This is a genomic window from Arthrobacter sp. Y3225209, from assembly GCF_059090685.1.
The window spans coordinates 92,380-109,050 of record NZ_JBNHFW010000001.1 but is presented as its reverse complement, the minus strand read 5'-3'; the positions used below and the strand labels follow the sequence as shown (position 1 = coordinate 109,050).

Here is a 16,671-nt window from a genome sequence, read left to right as displayed (position 1 = left end):
CGTACGGGCCTTCATCCGTTTCAGGGCAGGAATACCCTGGAACGGCAATAGCGGGACGGCGGCCATCCGGCCGGCGTCCCGCTATTGTGATCAGGCGTTGCGGGCCTGCCTAGGCAGGCGTTGCCTCAAAGAAAGCCTCGCGAAGGTTCGCTTCCTGCTCCTTGGAGAGGTTGGTGTAGATCAGCTTGGCACCCTGGTAGTCCTTGAACGCTTCGGCTACCCGGTCCTCGACCGCGTCGGTGGACAGGACGAACAGGGCCGAGGAGCCCGGAGTCACTTCCTGACGCACCTGCTTGATGAAGTCGTCGTTGATCCCGACGTCCACCATGGACGCGGAAAGCGCGCCCACTGCTGCACCAACCGCGGCCCCGATCAGCGGTACAAAGAAAATCAGGCCGAACAGCAGCCCCCAGAAGCCGCCGCCCAGGGCTCCGGCTCCCACCAGATGATGCTCCTGGATGGTCTTGGGCTTTTTCTTGTCTTCGGGCCAGGTGACGATTGCTTCATCCTGGACATTGATCAGCCCCTGGGACTGCAGGCTGGCGAGGGTTTCCGTGGCGCGTTCCGCAGCCCCGGCGTCAGAGAATTTCCAAACGGTCAGTGTTGCCATGGCAGTTACTCCAAACGGTTGAGTTCGACGAGGGTGTCCGTACAAGCGACCCGCCGGCAGCGCCAACGTTATCGGTGTGCATGGGCGGCGTACAAGGCAAACGGCTATGACCGGGCAGCTTGGCCGGGAAGTTGCCGAAGGCCTGTGCCGGCGGCGTCCGCAGACGTAGCATGCAGGGAAACCCTGAGGCCAGGGACTGGGAAAGGACGGCCTGCCATGGAACCCCGTACCCCGTGGTGGGCCAACGCAGTGGTCTACCAAATCTATCCCCGCAGTTTTGCGGATTCGACCGGCGACGGTATCGGCGACATCGGCGGGATCATTGAACACCTCGATCACCTGCAGGATCTGGGCATTGATGTCCTCTGGTTGTCCCCGATCCACCAGTCGCCGCAGTTCGACAACGGCTATGACATCAGCGACTATCGCCGGGTGGACGAGCTGTTCGGCACCAACGAGCAGTTGGACGAACTGTTGGAGGGCCTGCACGGGCGGGGGATCAAACTGATTATGGACCTGGTGGTAAACCATACCTCCAGTGAGTATCCCGCCTTTTTGGAGTCCAGGTCCTCCCGCAGCTCACCCCGGCGGGACAGCTATTGGTGGCGGGATCCCCGGCCGGGCTTCACCGCGGGGGAACCCGGCGCCGAGCCGAACAACTGGGGATCCATGTTCGGCGGATCGGCATGGACTTTCGATCAACGCACCAGGCAGTACTACCTGCATCTGTTTACTCCGCAGCAGCCGGACCTGAACTGGGAAGTCTCCAGGGTGCGGGAGCGTGTCTACGAGATGATGAACTGGTGGCTGGACAGAGGCGTAGACGGCTTCCGCATGGACGTCATCAACTTCATCTCGAAGGATCCCGCCTTGCCGGACGGAGTCTCTGAAGCAGGGGGTGTCTGGGGCGACGGAAGCCCGCACTACGTCAACGGTCCGCGGATCCACGAGTTCCTGCAGGAGATGCACCACCGGGTCTTCAGCGAACGCCAGGGCGAGTACCTAACGGTGGGTGAGACCCCCGGCGCAACGGTGGAGCAGGCGCGCCTGTATACGGACAGGAGGCGGCATGAGCTGGACATGGTCTTCCAATTTGAGCACGTCAGCCTGGACCAGGGGCCGGGCGGGAAGTTCGACTACAAGGGCCTGGAGCTCGCCGACCTGAAGACCAGCTGGAACCGCTGGCAGCGGGGACTGGCGGAAACCGGGTGGAACAGTCTCTACCTGAGCAACCACGACCAGCCCCGGATAGTTTCACGCTTCGGCGATGAGGAAGAGTACCGGTACGAATCCGCCACGCTGTGGGCGACCCTGCTGCATCTGCAGCGCGGCACGCCGTACGTCTATCAGGGTGAAGAGATCGGTATGCCGAGCGCCGGGTTCACCTCGATCGGCCAGTATCGGGACGTGGAGTCGCTCAACCACTACGCCGAGGCACTTCGGTTGGGGATGGATCAGGAAGCCGTGCTGGAGTCCCTGCGCCGGATGAGCCGGGACAACGCCCGCACCCCCATGCAGTGGACCTCCGGGCCCCACGCCGGATTCAGCACGGTTGAGCCGTGGATTCCGCTGGGAAAGGGATTTCCCGAAACCAGCGTGGAGGCTGACCGGGCCGCGGAAAAGTCCGTTTTTCGCTATTACCAGCGGCTTATCCGGCTGCGGCACGAGTCGGAGCTGGTATCCCTGGGGGACTTCCACATGCTCGACCCGGCACACCCGACGCTGTTTGCCTTCAAACGCACGCGCGGCGACCAGGCACTTCTCGTCCTGGGCAATGTCTCCGGGGCAGAGCTCGGTGTCCCCGCCAACCTGGAGTCAGGTGACCTGGTCCTGGGTAACTACATCACCCCGGGGGACCACCGTCTGCTGCGTCCGTGGGAAGCGAGGATCCTGGACGTGTCCATTTACCCCGGCGGATGAGGAGACGCTACAGCTCACCCGTAAGCGTCGACGAATAAAGCTCCAACAGCCCGGGCATGCCGCCTTCCTGCATCGCACGGCGCTGGCGCTGCGCGCCGGTGCCTTTCTCCCACAGCCCGGCCAGGCCGGCCTGCACCCACTGGGTATCCCCCTCCTGTTCCAGGGCCCCGGCTATGAACGCCATCAGCGCCTGCACGCGTTCCCGTGCGGGGACGAGCCGGGCGGAGAGCGGGTCCACCAGATCTCCGGTGAGACCGTCCCGCGCCGCCTGCCACATGGCGGCGTCGAGCAGCTCATCGTCCGGAGTTGAGTACGGCACGCCGGCGCGGGCCTCGGTCACTGCGGTACTGACCAGTCCGCGGATGATGCCACCGAGCAGGACACTGTCGCGTGCCTGGAGCTGGGCATCCCCGGCGCGCACCTCCAGAGTGGGATAGCTGTCCGAGAGCCTGGCCATCCAGGTCAGTACGCCACGGTCAATGATGGCGCCGGAGTCCACGAGCCGCTGGATCCGGCGCTCGTAATCCGCCGCGTCACGGAAGACGGGAGCGCAGCCCTGTACCGGCCAGCGGCGGTAGTGCACCACCCGCCAGCTGCCGAAGCCGCTGTCCCGGTCCAGCCAGAACGGCGAGTTGGTGCTGAGGGCGATGATGGCGGGCAGCCACTCGCGGATCCGGTTCAGGGCCTGCACGCCGGTTTCACGGTCCGGGACGGACACATGGACGTGCAGTCCGTTGACGAACTGGTCTCCGACGATTCCCGGGGCACTGGCCTGCAGGTCACGGTAGCGGTCCTTGTCCGTCAGCTCCGGATAGTGCTCCTCGATGCGCGGCGCGCTGGCAGTACCGGCTGCGATGACGCCCGCCTTGCGGGCCCCGGCCTCCAGCTGGGTGCGGAAATTGAGCAGGTACTCTTCGGCCTCCGTGAGGGTGGCAGACACGGGTGTGGCGGTTTCCAGCTGACAGCTCAGCAGTTCCCGCTGTATTTCGCCCTCGGTGATCCGGGGCGAACGGTGAAGGAAGGCTTCGACCTCGGCAGCCTTATGCACCGGCAGCCCGGTGGATGGATCAAGGAGAAGGTATTCCTCTTCGATGCCCAATGTCGCCATGTGTGTTCTCCCGTGGGTTTTCGAGCCGGGCCCCAACCGGCACCGCAGTTTTTGTTCCTCCCCGAGAGTAGTTCCGCCAGGCTTCAGCAGAAAATCCGCATCTGCAGCGTGAAGCGGCACTGTCCGGCCTGCGCTCCTGGTGCAGGAGCCGCGCGGCGGGGCGGGTTCCTCAGGGTTCGAGCACCAGGGAGCGGGTGAAGAGCTCGGCCAGGGCCGGCTCGCCGCCCTGCCGGACAGCCCGCCGCTGCCGTTCGGCACCGGTTCCAGACCCGGCGGCCGAGCCGGCGTGTCCGCCCAGGACGCGGTGGATTCCGGCGGCGACGAACTCGGTATCTCCTGCCTCCTCCAGGGCGGGGGCCACGAAATCCAGGAGTGCCGCCAGACGGCTGGCTGCCGGGACGCTGCCGCCGGGGTGGGAGACCAGATTCGCCCCTAGCCCGAAGCGCGCAGCCTGCCACAGCCCGGCGTCGAGCAGTTCCGGGTCCGGCGGGCGGGGCGCCGCCCCGGCTGCCGCCAGGGAGCTGACCAGTCCGCGGACCAGGGTTGCCAGCAGTACGGAGTCGCCGGCCTCCAGCTGCGCGTCGGCAATACGGACTTCCACGGTGGGGTAGCTCTCCGAGAGCCTCGCCGCCCAGCCCACGTGGCCCGCGTCGAGCACCACGTCGGTCTCCAGCAGGCCCTGCAGCCGCCGGTCATAATCGGCGGCGTCGGCAAAGATTGGAGGGCAGCCCTGCACGGACCAGCGCCGGTAATGGACCATCCTCCAGCTGGCGAAGCTGGTGTCCCGTCCCCGCCAAAAGGGGGAGTTGGCGGCAACGGCGCCCAGCAGGGCCAGCCATGGCCGCAGCCCATTGAGCACGCGGACACCGGCGTCCCGCGTCGGTATGCCTACGTGGATGTGGGTGCCGTTAACGTATTGTTCGTGGGCGATCCCGCCGGTCAGCCGGCCCATTTTCCGGTAACGGTCCGTAGCGGTCAGCGAGGCCGGTGTGTCCGGAATCTGCGGAGCCGCGCCGGTGGCAGCCACCCGTACGCCTGCGGCTGATGACGCCGATGCCAGCAGGGAACGGAACGCCAGGAGGGAATCCATTGCTTCCTCCCTGCTGGTGCACACAGGCGTGGAACTCTCCACCTGCGCATCCAGCAGCTCCACCGAGGAATGAAAGTTGGGGCGTACAGCGGCCCTGAGCGTGCGCATAACCTGCGGCGAACCGGTAGGGAACCCGGTCAGCGGATCAATAAGCAGGAACTCTTCTTCAATGCCGAAAGTGGAGACCATCTCAATATCTCCCTGCGCCAGGAAAACGCCGGACCCCGACAATTCTACGTAGCGCGGCGGACGGAAAGCACTACGTTCAGGCGCTGCGGCCCGTCGGCCCGCGTCCGCCGGACGGCCGCGGCGAATCCATCGGGGCATCCGCGACGGAACTTCAGGCGCGCAGCGCCCGCCAGGTCAGGGTCAGGTACGGCAGGTCCAGCCGGTCACCGGGCCGGTGGCCAAGGTGCTCGTAGAGGTACCAGGTCAGGTTCGACTCCAGCCGCAGGCGGGCCTCAGGTCCGGCGGAAAGATAGAACGCACGGGATTTGGCCAGCTCGAACAGGTCTTCGGGGGTCATCGGCTGGTTCCAGGCCACAGTGGAGGAGTCGTCGAGGGCGAATTCCGGGCCGATGACGGGCCGGAAGCCCGGGCGGATGACATCACCGGCGTGGATGATGCGCGAATAGCGGTGCACCCAGGGCACACTGACGTCCAACTGGTTCCAGACGAGGCCGAGGACGCCGTGCGGGCGCAAGATGCGCGCAAACTCGCGGCTCGCGGCTTTGGGATCACACCAGTGCCAGGCCTGGGCCACGGTGACGGCGTCCACGCAGGAATCGGGCAGCCCGGTCTGCTCTGCCGTACCGATGCCCGCGGGTACCCCGGGCAGCGACCGGGAAAGCTGGGACAGCATGTCAGCTGAGGGGTCCACCGCATGGACGTTCAACCCGGCGGCGTGCAGCTCTCGGGTGTACTTTCCGGTGCCGGCGCCAACATCCGCCACGTCCCGGACGATCGGAGAACCGGGACGGGAAACCAGCCAGTGAACGGCTTCGGCAGGGTAACCGGGGCGGATGCGGTCGTAGTGCTCGCCGCCCTCCCGGTAGCTGTCGGCCAGCTGCCGGCGCCTCAGCGCCTCGAGCCGTGGTCCGGTGGTACCCACTGTTACAGCAGGTCGTCCAGGTCGGGATTCAGGCGCTGGAGCACTTCGCTGTGCAGCAGCCCGTTGGTAGCCAGCGCGTTCCCGCCGAACGGTCCGTCCTCGCCGTCCAGGGACGTGAAACGCCCGCCGGCCTCGGTCACGATCGGCACCAGGGCTGCCATGTCATAAAGGTTCAGCTCGGGCTCGCAGGCAATGTCGACGGCGCCCTCGGCCACCATGCAGTAGGACCAGAAGTCGCCGTAGGCACGGGTGCGCCACACCGACTCGGTAAGGTCCAGGAATTCCTCCAGGTTTCCCCGGTCCTTCCAGCCGCCCAGGCTGGAGTAGGAGAGGGACGCATCGGACAGGTTGGATACGTTCGAGACGTGCAGCCGGGTGGCCGCAGCCAGGGAGCGGCCCATGTAGGCTCCGGTGCCGGTGGCTGCCCACCACCGCTTGCCCAGCGCCGGGGCGCTGACGAGCCCGACAACGGGAACGCCGTCGTCCACCAGGGCAATCAGGGTTGCCCAGACGGGCACGCCGCGGATGAAGTTCTTGGTGCCGTCGATCGGGTCGATGATCCAGCGTCGGGGGCCGGAGCCCGAGGAACCGAATTCCTCGCCCAGGACAGCATCCCGAGGGCGGGCGCGGGAGAGCTGGCCCCGGATGGCGTCTTCGGCGGCCTTGTCGGCGTCGGTGACCGGCGTGAAGTCGGGCTTGGTCTCGATCTTCAGGTCCAGGGCCCGGTACCGGGACATGGTCTGGTCATCCACGGAGTCGGCCATGACGTGGGCCAGGCGTAGGTCATCGTTGTAGTTCTGAACGAACGGCATACTGTTCAACTTATCCTTATTCGGCGGGCACTGCCCGGCATTACGCCCGCAACCGGGCAGTGTCCTGCGGACGGGACGGGCAGGAGCCCGTGCCGCTACTGTTCGCCAAGCTCCTTGGCGGAGGATTTGTTTTCGGTCCGGCTGCCGGTGACCAGCAACCGTCGCAGCGACGCCAGCCGGGCAGGTCCGGCCGGTCCGGCGTGGCCTTCCTCCACCCACGGGTCCAGCCCGCAGCCCACGGCGGCCGCATCATGCCGGCAGCCCCGTTCGCAGCCGGCGGTACCGGGCTCCAGATCGGGGAAGGCCTGCAGGATGCGGTCCGGATCCACGTGGGCCAGGCCGAAGGACCGGATGCCGGGGGTGTCAATAATCCAGCTGCCCGCCGGGGAATCACTCAGGCGCAGTGCTAGGGCGGATGAGGAAGTGTGCCGGCCGCGTCCGGTCACGGCGTTGACGCCGCCGGTGGCACGGGCGGAACCGGTCAGGGCGTTGACGAGCGTTGACTTGCCGACGCCGGATGGGCCCACCAGTACGCTGACGTTTCCCTTCAGCACTTCATGCAGGGCCTCGACGGCGGTGCCCTGCAACCGGGCAGACAGGCCGTCATCGGAACGGGCATCGATGCCGGAGGCATCGGCGGCCGCGGTGCGGCTGATGATGACGTCCATATCCAGGTGCTCATAATTGGCCAGCAGCTCGGCAGGATCCCTGATGTCCGCCTTGGTGATGCACAGGACGGGGGAGATGCCGGCGTCGTAGGCCGCCACGAGCGCGCGGTCGATAAATCCGGTGCGAGGCTCCGGGTTGGCGGCTGCCACCACAATGACCAGCTGGTCCGCGTTGGCCACGACCACCCGTTCCACCGGATCGGTATCGTCGGCGCTGCGCCGCAGCACGGTGTCGCGTTCCTCTACCCGCACCAGCCGGGCCAGGGTGTCCGGGGCGCCGGACACATCGCCCACCAGCGCCACCCGGTCTCCGGCCACCACCGGGGTGCGGCGCAGTTCCCGTGCCCTGGCGGCGATTACCGTGCGTTCCTGCGGAGTGTCCTCATCGACAACCGCCGTGTACCGTCCCCGGTCCACGGTGATGATGCGGCCGATCACGGCGTCCTCATGCGCCGGCCGGTCCTTGGTCCGCGGGCGGGAGCCCTTTTTGTTCGGCCGGACCCGGACATCGGATTCGTCCCAGCCGGAGGTGCTGCGCGCCATGTCAGGACACCGCCGAATCGGTCAGCTGCTGCCACAGCTCGGGGAACTCCGGCAGGGTTTTTGCCGTGGTGCCGATGTCCCGGACGACGACGTCGGGTACCGCCAGGCCGATCAGCGCACCTGCCGTGGCCATCCGGTGGTCGGCATAGGTTTCCCATGTCCCGCCGTGCAGGGCCGCCGGCCGGATCAGCAGCCCGTCAGCGGTTTCCTCGGCGTCTCCGCCGAGCCGGTTGATTTCAGTGACCAGCGCAGCGAGCCGGTCAGTTTCATGCCCGCGCAGGTGCGCGATTCCGGTGAGGACCGACGGCGAATCGGCCAGGGCAAGGAGCGCGGCGACGGTGGGCGCGAGTTCGCTGGTGTCCGCGAGCTCCGCGCCGTGGATCGTGCCGGTGCCGGTGACCGTCAGGGTCCCGTCCGAGAGCGAAACACTGGCGCCCAGGGCCGGAAGGATGCTGCGCCACTTATCGCCCACCTGGTCGGTCTTCTCCGGCCAGCCGGTCACCCGGACGGTGCCGCCGGTCACCAGGGCGGCGCCCAGGAACGGCCCGGCATTGGAAAGATCAGGTTCAATGGTGACGTCGAAGGCCGCCACGGGGCCGGGGGCAACCCGCCACTGGAAGGGTACGGAATCATCCACCTCGACACCGACGCTGCGCAGTACCGAGACAGTCATGGCGATGTGGTCCGGGCTGGGCAGGACACTGCCGGTGTGGATCAGGTGCAATCCCTGTTCAAAGCGGGGCGCGGCCAGCAGCAGGGCGGAGACGAACTGCGAGGATGCGCCGGCATCGATCTCCAGCTTCCCGCCGGCCACCTGTCCCGAACCGGACACGGTGAAGGGCAGGGAGCCCGTGCCGCCGTCGTCAATGCCCACCCCCAGGGTGCGCAGTGCGTCGATGATGGCTGACATGGGCCGGGTGCGGGCGTGCGGGTCACCGTCGAAGGAGGTGCTGCCCCGGAGGAGGGCGGCCAGCGGCGGAACGAAACGCATCACGGTTCCGGCCAGCCCGCAGTCCACGTGCCGCGGATCGGCGGAGGCGGCTGCCTGCGGCGGATCAATCAGCAGGTCCGGACCGAAAGCTCCGGTTCCTTCAGCCTCGGTGACCGTGGCGCCCAGTGCCCGCAGGGCGGAGACCATCAGTACCGAATCCCGTGAATGAAGCGGAGCCCGCAGCCTGGACCGGCCCTCCGTCAGGGCAGCGAGAACCAGGTAACGGTTGGTCAGGGACTTGGAGCCGGGAACGGACAGGACCGCGTCGACGGGGGAGGGGGCGAGGGGCGCCGGCCACAGTGCCGGCGCCCCGGCGTTTGGAGCATTCATTACTGCTAGGAACCCACGATGTCCGAAGCGGCGTTGGAAACCGCGGCGAGCTGCTTGCGGGTGCTCTTCTTCACCGACTTGGAGACCGCCCGGGTCTTCCGGCCGGTGTCCGTTGCCAGGTGGTTGGCCCGCCAGGCCAGGCCGGGACGTCCATTCGTATCCACGGCGGACAGCAGGACGCCGCCGATCAAAGAGAGGTTCTTGAGCAGCTGGTAGCGCCGGTCCTTGCGCTCCTGCGCGGTGGACGCCTCGGCGTTGCGGTACTCCACCACAGCGTTCAGGGCGGCCGTACCTGCCAGCAGCAGCGACGCGAGGCGGCTCATCTTGCCCATGCCGAGGAGGGATGCTGCTCCCACCTGGGTGTAGCCGAGGACGCGGGCAACCATAGTGGGGTTGGCGGCCAGCGAAGCTGCGGAGGGCACCGTGCTTCCGATCCGCTTCAGGGTCGGCGCCAGCTGCTCCGCCGTCTGGTCAACGTTCCTCAGGCGCTCCACGCCCACGGCAACGAAGCCGGTGGCGAGAAGCGGGCGGGCAAACAAACGGACTATCGACATAAAGGCCTCCTGGTGAATCCACAAATTACGCGAAAGAACAACATTTGGTGCTGCCTCCACCTTAGTCTGGCATTCCGCCGTGCAGGGCACAGCCGGTGGTCCTTTGTTCCCGGGCGGCGGGCCGCGGGAATACCGGGCCCCGGCAGACCGTTGGCACATATATCGCAAGGCAATCAACCGTCAGGAGACGCATAGTGCCAGCCGCCACGCTGAGACAGGCGCGGACCGACCGAGAGCCGAAGCTACGCCTACGGGTGCCCGCCCGCACCGTAGACTGGGAGGTGATGAGAACTGACGCGCCGGAAGGCAGCCCCCACGTGGAAAACTTCGAGCTCGACGTTGCCACCGAAACGGACGAGGCACGCAAGCTGCGTTTTGAGCAGGACGCCATGCAGTATGTGGACCAGCTTTATTCGGCGGCCATGCGCATGGCAAGGAACCCCTCGGACGCGGAGGACCTGGTACAGGAGGCCTACACCAAGGCTTTCTCCGCTTTTCACCAGTACCGCCCGGGTACCAACCTGAAGGCATGGCTGTACCGGATCCTGACCAACACCTACATCAATCTTTACCGGAAGCGCCAGCGGGAGCCTCTGCAGGCCAATTCTGACGGTGTTGAGGACTGGCAGCTGGCACGGGCAGCAGAACACAGCTCCACCGGGCTACGCTCGGCTGAGGCTGTTGCCCTGGACCACCTGCCGGACTCAGACGTCAAAGACGCCCTGCAGTCCATCCCGGAGGAATTCCGGCTGGCCGTGTACTTCTCCGATGTGGAGGGGTTTGCGTACAAGGAAATTTCAGAAATCATGAACACGCCGATCGGCACCGTGATGTCACGGCTGCACCGCGGGCGCAAGCTGCTCCGCGAGCTCCTGGCGGAATACGCCCATGAGCGCGGAATCAAAGGTAAGGTGCCCGCAGCCGAAGCCGTTGGCGCATCAACCAAGAAACAGGGGAATGAGCTATGAGCGATTGCCAGAGCCTGGGCGATTGCGAAGACGCCCGCATTGAACGGCTGTACGAATACCTGGACGGTGCCCTGTCCCACGAGGATCTCGTGGAGATCAAGGAGCATCTGGAAGGCTGCCCGGAGTGCGCACAGGAACACGACCTGGAATGCGTTATCCGGTCGGTGGTCAAGCGTTCGTGCACGGAAGCGGCCCCCGCAACACTGAAGGCCAGCATCCTTAACCGCATCAGCCAGATCCAGACCGCGGACCACTAGCCGGCCGCAGTCCAACAGAAAAGAACCCCCGGCACCGTTAGGTTCCGGGGGTTCTTTTTGCCTGGCCGTTAGGCCACGCGGCTACCAAAGCACTGCTTAGGTGTTGGGACGCTTACCGTGGTTAGCGCCGCCGCGCTTACGGTCACGACGCTTGCGTGCACGCTTGCTCATAGCTGCCTCCTTTGATTCCGAAAAGTTCTGCCCTCCAGTGTCCCACATGCCTCATGCGCACGCCTAACGCGTCTCGGGCGGCCGCAGGCACGGTCCCCTAGGATGGAGGGCACGCCAGATAACCGAGCCAGAAGTGAGGGAGTTCACGATGCGAGCAGTGTACGCGCAGACGCAGTCCGCGGAAGATCCGATCAGCGGGTTGAAAGTCGGGGAATTCGACGCCCCGCAGCCGCCGGAGGGGTTCCGCCGGGTCCGGGTTAAGGCATCGGCACTGAACCATCATGACCTGTGGTCCCTGCAGGGGGTGGGGCTCGCTGCTGACGCCCTGCCGATGGTGCTGGGCTGCGACGCAGCCGGGATCGACGACGACGGCAACGAGGTGATTGTCCACGGCGTCATTTCCTCCCCGGGCTGGGAAGGCGACGAGACCCTGGACCCGAAGCGCAGCCTGCTCTCCGAACGCCTGCCCGGAGCCATGGCCGATGAGGTGTGGGTTCCCGCCCGCAACCTGGTGCCGAAGCCTGCGGAGCTGAGCTTTGAGGAGGCAGCCTGCCTGCCGACGGCCTGGCTGACGGCCTACCGGATGCTGTTCACGGTCAATCCCGCCGCACCGGGCTCCACCATCCTGGTCCAGGGCGCCGGCGGGGGAGTGGCCACAGCACTCATCAGCCTTGCCTCGGCGGCCGGCTACCGGGTGTGGGCCACCAGCCGGAGCGCCGAGAAGCGGGAGCACGCGCTGAAGCTGGGCGCCGAGCAGGCCTTCGAGGCCGGGGCACGGCTGCCGGAGCGGGTGGACACGGTGTTTGATTCGGTGGGTGAGGCCACCTGGGCGCACTCGCTGAAATCCCTGAAGCCCGGCGGTGCGGTAGTGACCTGCGGCGCCACCAGCGGCCCCAACCCGCCGGCGGACCTGAACCGGGTTTTCTTCCTGCAGCTGCGGGTCCTTGGCTCCACCATGGGCACGCGTGCCGAGCTGGTGCGGCTGGTGAACTTCCTGGTGGCAACCGGAGTGCGGCCGGAGATTGACTCGGTCCTGCCGTTGGAGGAAGCGGAGAAGGGGTTCCGGAAAATGCACGACGGCGACGTCATGGGGAAGATTGTCTTCCGCCACTGACGCCGCCGCCTTAAGCCGGTGAGCCGGCTAGTCGGTGCTGCCGGCCGCGAGCAGTGCGTTGCGCTGCTCGCGGCGGTAGGCCTGCTCGGCGGGATCCGGCACGGGGGCCGCCGCCAGCAGGCGCCGGGTGTACGGATCCTGCGGGTACTTCAGGACCTGCTCGGTGGACCCCTGCTCCACCATGCGGCCCTTGTTCAACACCGCAATGTGGCTGGCGAGGATCTCCACCACGGCAAGGTCGTGGCTGACGAAGAGGCAGGCAAAACCGTATTCGCGCTGCAGGTCCTGCAGCAGCGCGAGCACCCGTGCCTGGACTGACACGTCCAGGGCCGAGGTGGGTTCGTCCGCCACCAGCAGCGAGGGGCGCAGCGAGAGCGCGCGGGCAATGCCTACACGCTGGCGCTGGCCGCCGGACAGCTCATGCGGATACCGGTTCCGGAACGCCCTGGGCAGCTGGACGTCGTCAAGCAGCCCCTCCACCCGCTTGTTCAGCTCGGCCTTGCTGAGCTTCTCATGCAGGAAAAGCGGTTCTCCGATGCTTTCACCAATGGACATGCGCGGGTTCAGGGACGCTGCAGGGTCCTGGAAGACGATGGCGAACTTTTTGCGCAGCGGACGCATCTTCTTCGGTGAGAGTCCGGCAATGTCCGTCCCGTTGATCCGCACGCTGCCGTCCGCCACCGGAAGCAGGCCGGTGACGGCGCGGCCGATGGTGGACTTGCCCGAACCTGACTCGCCCACCAGGCCCATGACCTCGCCGGGCATGATGGTGAAGGAAACATCGGACACAGCACGGAAGGCGGGCTGGCGGAACCGCCCCGGGTACTCGATAGCGACGTTTTCCAGTTGAAGGGCGGGCGTCTGCGACGACGTCGGCTCGGCTACCTCCTCGGAAGCAGCCATCACGGAGCGGGGGGCCTCGGTGATCTGCAGTGAGCCGTCGTCCTCGACCTCCACGGCCGCGAGCACACCACCCACCTTTGACCCAAGGTGGGGTACGGCGTCGAGCAGTGCCCGGGTGTAGTCCTGCTGCGGGGCACCAAAGAGGTCGGTCGCCGAGGAGGCTTCCACAATCCGGCCGTTCTGCATCACAATCACGTTGTCCGCGAGGTCCGCCACCACGCCCATGTCATGGGTAATCAGCAGGATGGCACTGTTCAGGCGTTTGTTGAGCTTGCGCAGCAGTTCCAGGACTTCGGCCTGCACTGTTACGTCCAGAGCCGTGGTGGGTTCGTCCGCGATAAGCAGGATCGGGTCATTGGCGATGGCGATGGCAATCATCGCCCGCTGCCGCTGCCCGCCGGAGAACTGGTGCGGATAGTTTTCATAGCGGGTTTCCGGATCGGGGATCTCCACCATGCGCAGCAGCTCGATGGCGCGTTCCTTCGCCTGGGCGGGCGATGCGTCCGTGTGCTGCTCGATGATCTCCTTGACCTGTTCACCGACCGTCAGCACGGGATTCAGTGCCGTCATGGGTTCCTGGAAGATCATGGCAATGTCATTGCCGCGGACCTTCCGCAGTGCCGACTGGGGTGCTCCGATGAGTTCCCTGCCCTGCAGCTTGGCGCTGCCCTTGGAGCGGCCGTTGCCGGGAAGCAGGCCAAGCAGGGCCATGGAGGACATGCTTTTGCCGGATCCGGATTCGCCCACGATGGCCAGGATTTCGCCGGGATAGACCCGGTAGTTGACGTCCTCGGCGGCCATGACCCATTCGTTGTCGACATTGAAATCGACGCCGAGTCCGGAGACCTCCAGGATGGGGGTCCCGGTTCCGGTGGCCGGGGTGTCGCTGTATACCGGTGTGGAGGTCATTGCTTGTTCCTTGTCTGTCGGGGATCAAACGCATCCCGGAGGCCGTCACCGATGAAGTTCACGGTGAGGGCGATGGCCACGATGAACACGCCGGGCCACAGGAAGACCCAGGGCCGGACGGTCATCGCGGACCGGTTCTCATTAATCAGTTTGCCCAGCGAGGTGTCCGGTTCCTGCACGCCCAGGCCCAGGAAGCCGAGCGCGGTCTCGAGCAGGATGGCACCGGAAATGGCCAGCGTGGCCGAGACGATGATGACGCCCACAGTGTTGGGCAGGATGTGTTTGAAGATGATCCGGGAGGAGCTTGCGCCCACGGATTTCGCCGCCTCGACGAATTCCTTTTCGCGCAGGGAAAGGAACTCGCCGCGGACAATACGGGCGAGCCCGGTCCACGTGAGCATGCCCAGGAAGATGGCAAACACCACGATGCCGGCCTTGGCTACGATGGTGGCGAGCACGGCGGCCACCACCAGCAGGGGAATGGTGATGATGACGTCGGTGAAACGCATCAGCACGGCTTCAACCTTGCCGCGGTAGTAGCCGGCCAGGGCACCGATGACGGTTCCGACGATGGTGCCCACGATCCCGACGATGAAGGCGATGATCAGGGAGATCTGCGCACCGCGCATGGTCATGGCGAAGTAGTCCCGGCCCAGGGCATCCTGGCCGAAGGGGTGCTCGCCCAGTCCGGTCCAGGACAGGGTGGGCTTGCCGCCCTCGACCGTGGGCATAACATCGGTGAACGAGTGCTTCCACCAGCCCGGGATGTGCAGCGGACCGATGTTGAAGCCGATGGAGGAGAAGGCAAGCACCACAATAAGGGCCAGGCCGATCATGCCGCCCATGGCCCCTTTGTGCCGGAAGAAGCGTTCCCGGACCAGCCGGGACTGGCTTTTTGCCTCGGTGATTTTCGGTTCGGCGACGACATCCCGGGTTGCGGGTGCGTCCGCGGTGACCGTGCGCTGGCTTGCCAGCGTCATGGCAGCCAGTTCCGGACTGCTGTCCTTCGGCCCGTCTGCTGAGTTGTTGTTGTCAGTCATTGCACTACCAATCAGTTCAGGCTGATGCGCGGGTCGAGGAACGCGTAGGCGATGTCGGCCAGCATATTGAAGGTCACGGCGGCAACAGCCGTGACGAGGAAGAATGCCATGATCACGTTGGGATCCACGTTGGACAGCCCGTCAGTGAACATTTTGCCCATGCCGTTCCAGCCGAACACGGCCTCCGTAATGACTGCTCCGCCAAGCACACCGGCGAAGTCGAAGGCCATCAGCGTGGTGATGGGGATCATCGCGTTGCGGAAGGCGTGCTTGACAATCACGGTGCGCTCGCTCAGGCCCTTCGCGCGCGCGGTGCGGATGTAGTCCTGGGTCATCACATCGAGCTGGCTTGCCCGGGTGTAGCGGGTGTACATGGCGAAGGAAATCAGCATGATGGCGATCGTTGGCAGCACCAGGTACAGCGCGTAGTCCAGGTTCACCTCCCAGAACGTGCCCTCCAGGTTGGGGGTGGAGGATCCGGTGGTGGGAATCGGACGGCCGCCGTTCTTCTGTGAAAGCGAGGGGTAGGCGTGCAGCAGGGAATCCACGAAAACGATAAAACCGATCAGCAGACCGATGACGGCTGTCAGGGTGCGGGCCTGCTTGGCATACGGGCCGCCCACGAAATGGCCGATGGCGGCGGAGACCGCAAGGGTCACGATGGCCAGGCCGGCGATGGTGAGCCAGTTGGGATCTTCCATGATGTTCATGGTGACCAAGTAACCGACAAACCCCGTGGCTGCAGTGGCAAGAGCGGCATACACGATCCTGCGGCGGCGGAAGCCCGCGAAGAGGGCGGTGACGCCCACGGCAATGGCGAATGCGCTGACGAGGATACCCACGGGACCGAATCCGGGGGTCTTGAACCAGTTGGTTTCCAGCAGCACCAGGAAGGTGCCCGAGGTAGCCACTGCGGCTATGGCGAATACCTGCAGACGGCGCTTACGGTCTCCGCCGATCACGATCATCCAGATAACTCCCGCTATCAGTCCCATCATCAATAGGCCCAGATAGGACATTGCCGGATTCGCGAGCCAGGTGTTGAGGCCGATGGCCAGGTACTGCTTGAGCAGGGTGGAGAGCCAGAACAGCGGCATGGAGAAGAGCAGGAATGCGACGAAGGTAATCGAGTAGTCAAACACGCTGTACTGGCGCAGGGCGGTGACGACGCCTACCAGGACGCCGAGGATGATGGCCAGGACCGTGGCGACGAGTACGAGGCGGAAGGTGGATCCGGCAGCGGACTGCAGCTGGTCGATCACCGGGTTCCCTACCCGGTCCAGGCCAAGGGTGCACTGGGCGCCGCCGGGGATGACGCAGCGGCCGATCTCCTGCAGCCACAGCAGGTACCTGATATACACGGGCTGATCCAGGTGCATGGCCTCGGTCCGGGCAGCGATGCGGGACTCTTTGTCCGTACTGCGCAGTTCGGCCAGATCCCAGAACGGATCGCCTGAATTGACGGCCAGGACGAACATCAGCGCCGTGGCGGCCAGAAGGATAAAGAACGAGGTCACCGCTCTTTTGAGAATGAAGTAGAACACCGAAGGCTCCTTGGGGGTGGGACTGGAC

At 65.7% G+C, this 16,671-nt stretch carries 16 protein-coding genes; 4 read left to right on the top strand and 12 right to left on the bottom strand.

The features are described from left to right. Positions 1-109: 109 nt before the first annotated feature. Positions 110-610, bottom strand: a complete 501-nt coding sequence (locus AC5RVB_RS00500) for a DUF1269 domain-containing protein (protein ID WP_227903439.1) — start codon at positions 608-610, stop codon at positions 110-112. Between the two features lie 216 nt (positions 611-826). Here AC5RVB_RS00500 and AC5RVB_RS00495 point away from each other — a divergent pair, with 216 nt between their 5' ends. Further along, positions 827-2,530 (top strand): alpha-glucosidase, encoded by a 1,704-nt coding sequence (locus tag AC5RVB_RS00495; protein WP_494141703.1) that lies wholly within the window; start codon positions 827-829, stop codon positions 2,528-2,530. A gap of 7 nt (positions 2,531-2,537) precedes the next feature. Here the strand turns inward: AC5RVB_RS00495 and AC5RVB_RS00490 are convergent, their stop codons facing one another. The 7 genes from AC5RVB_RS00490 to AC5RVB_RS00460 form a co-directional block, all read right to left on the bottom strand. Continuing rightward, positions 2,538-3,638 (bottom strand): carboxylate-amine ligase, encoded by a 1,101-nt coding sequence (locus AC5RVB_RS00490; RefSeq protein WP_227903433.1) that lies wholly within the window; start codon positions 3,636-3,638, stop codon positions 2,538-2,540. A gap of 169 nt (positions 3,639-3,807) precedes the next feature. Further along, positions 3,808-4,959, bottom strand: a complete 1,152-nt coding sequence (locus AC5RVB_RS00485; protein ID WP_290244661.1) for a carboxylate-amine ligase — start codon at positions 4,957-4,959, stop codon at positions 3,808-3,810. 109 nt (positions 4,960-5,068) lie between these two features. Then, a complete protein-coding gene (locus AC5RVB_RS00480) occupies positions 5,069-5,839 on the bottom strand; it encodes a class I SAM-dependent methyltransferase (RefSeq protein WP_227929464.1) in 771 nt (256 codons plus the stop codon). Positions 5,840-5,841: 2 nt separating this feature from the next. Then, positions 5,842-6,651 carry a histidinol-phosphatase gene (gene hisN / locus AC5RVB_RS00475; protein WP_227903430.1) on the bottom strand — a complete coding sequence of 270 codons (810 nt, stop codon included), beginning with the start codon at positions 6,649-6,651 and terminating at the stop codon, positions 5,842-5,844. Between the two features lie 95 nt (positions 6,652-6,746). Next, positions 6,747-7,862, bottom strand: coding sequence for a ribosome small subunit-dependent GTPase A (gene rsgA, locus AC5RVB_RS00470; RefSeq protein WP_227929465.1), 1,116 nt, complete (start codon positions 7,860-7,862; stop codon positions 6,747-6,749). A gap of 1 nt (position 7,863) precedes the next feature. After that, complete coding sequence (gene aroA / locus AC5RVB_RS00465; protein ID WP_227903425.1) at positions 7,864-9,183, bottom strand: 3-phosphoshikimate 1-carboxyvinyltransferase; 1,320 nt, start codon at positions 9,181-9,183, stop codon at positions 7,864-7,866. 5 nt (positions 9,184-9,188) lie between these two features. Continuing rightward, complete coding sequence (locus tag AC5RVB_RS00460) at positions 9,189-9,737, bottom strand: DoxX family protein (RefSeq protein ID WP_227903424.1); 549 nt, start codon at positions 9,735-9,737, stop codon at positions 9,189-9,191. 284 nt (positions 9,738-10,021) lie between these two features. Here AC5RVB_RS00460 and AC5RVB_RS00455 point away from each other — a divergent pair, with 284 nt between their 5' ends. Next, positions 10,022-10,705, top strand: a complete 684-nt coding sequence (locus AC5RVB_RS00455; protein WP_227903418.1) for a sigma-70 family RNA polymerase sigma factor — start codon at positions 10,022-10,024, stop codon at positions 10,703-10,705. After that, on the top strand, positions 10,702-10,962 hold the full coding sequence (gene rsrA, locus AC5RVB_RS00450) for a mycothiol system anti-sigma-R factor (protein WP_227903416.1): 261 nt from the start codon (positions 10,702-10,704) through the stop codon (positions 10,960-10,962). Before AC5RVB_RS00455 ends, rsrA begins: the two co-directional genes overlap by 4 nt. Positions 10,963-11,058: 96 nt before the next feature. Here rsrA and AC5RVB_RS00445 read toward each other — a convergent pair whose 3' ends face one another. Continuing rightward, positions 11,059-11,133: a 50S ribosomal protein bL37 gene (locus tag AC5RVB_RS00445; RefSeq protein WP_369299106.1), complete on the bottom strand. Its 75-nt coding sequence runs from the start codon at positions 11,131-11,133 to the stop codon at positions 11,059-11,061. Between the two features lie 148 nt (positions 11,134-11,281). Here AC5RVB_RS00445 and AC5RVB_RS00440 point away from each other — a divergent pair, with 148 nt between their 5' ends. Beyond that, positions 11,282-12,247, top strand: a complete 966-nt coding sequence (locus tag AC5RVB_RS00440) for a zinc-binding dehydrogenase (RefSeq protein ID WP_227903415.1) — start codon at positions 11,282-11,284, stop codon at positions 12,245-12,247. A gap of 27 nt (positions 12,248-12,274) precedes the next feature. On the opposite strand, the gene AC5RVB_RS00435 is transcribed toward AC5RVB_RS00440, so the two are convergent. From AC5RVB_RS00435 to AC5RVB_RS00425, 3 genes are read right to left on the bottom strand one after another with little or no spacing between them, the layout of a single operon-like run. Then, on the bottom strand, positions 12,275-14,059 hold the full coding sequence (locus tag AC5RVB_RS00435) for an ABC transporter ATP-binding protein (protein WP_227903413.1): 1,785 nt from the start codon (positions 14,057-14,059) through the stop codon (positions 12,275-12,277). Continuing rightward, the gene (locus AC5RVB_RS00430) at positions 14,056-15,099 is read right to left on the bottom strand and encodes an ABC transporter permease (protein ID WP_227903411.1); all 1,044 of its coding nucleotides are present in this window, start codon (positions 15,097-15,099) and stop codon (positions 14,056-14,058) included. The genes AC5RVB_RS00435 and AC5RVB_RS00430 overlap by 4 nt, the downstream gene beginning before the upstream one ends. An 11-nt stretch (positions 15,100-15,110) precedes the next feature. Beyond that, a complete protein-coding gene (locus AC5RVB_RS00425) occupies positions 15,111-16,643 on the bottom strand; it encodes an ABC transporter permease (protein WP_494141702.1) in 1,533 nt (510 codons plus the stop codon). Positions 16,644-16,671 lie beyond the last annotated feature (28 nt).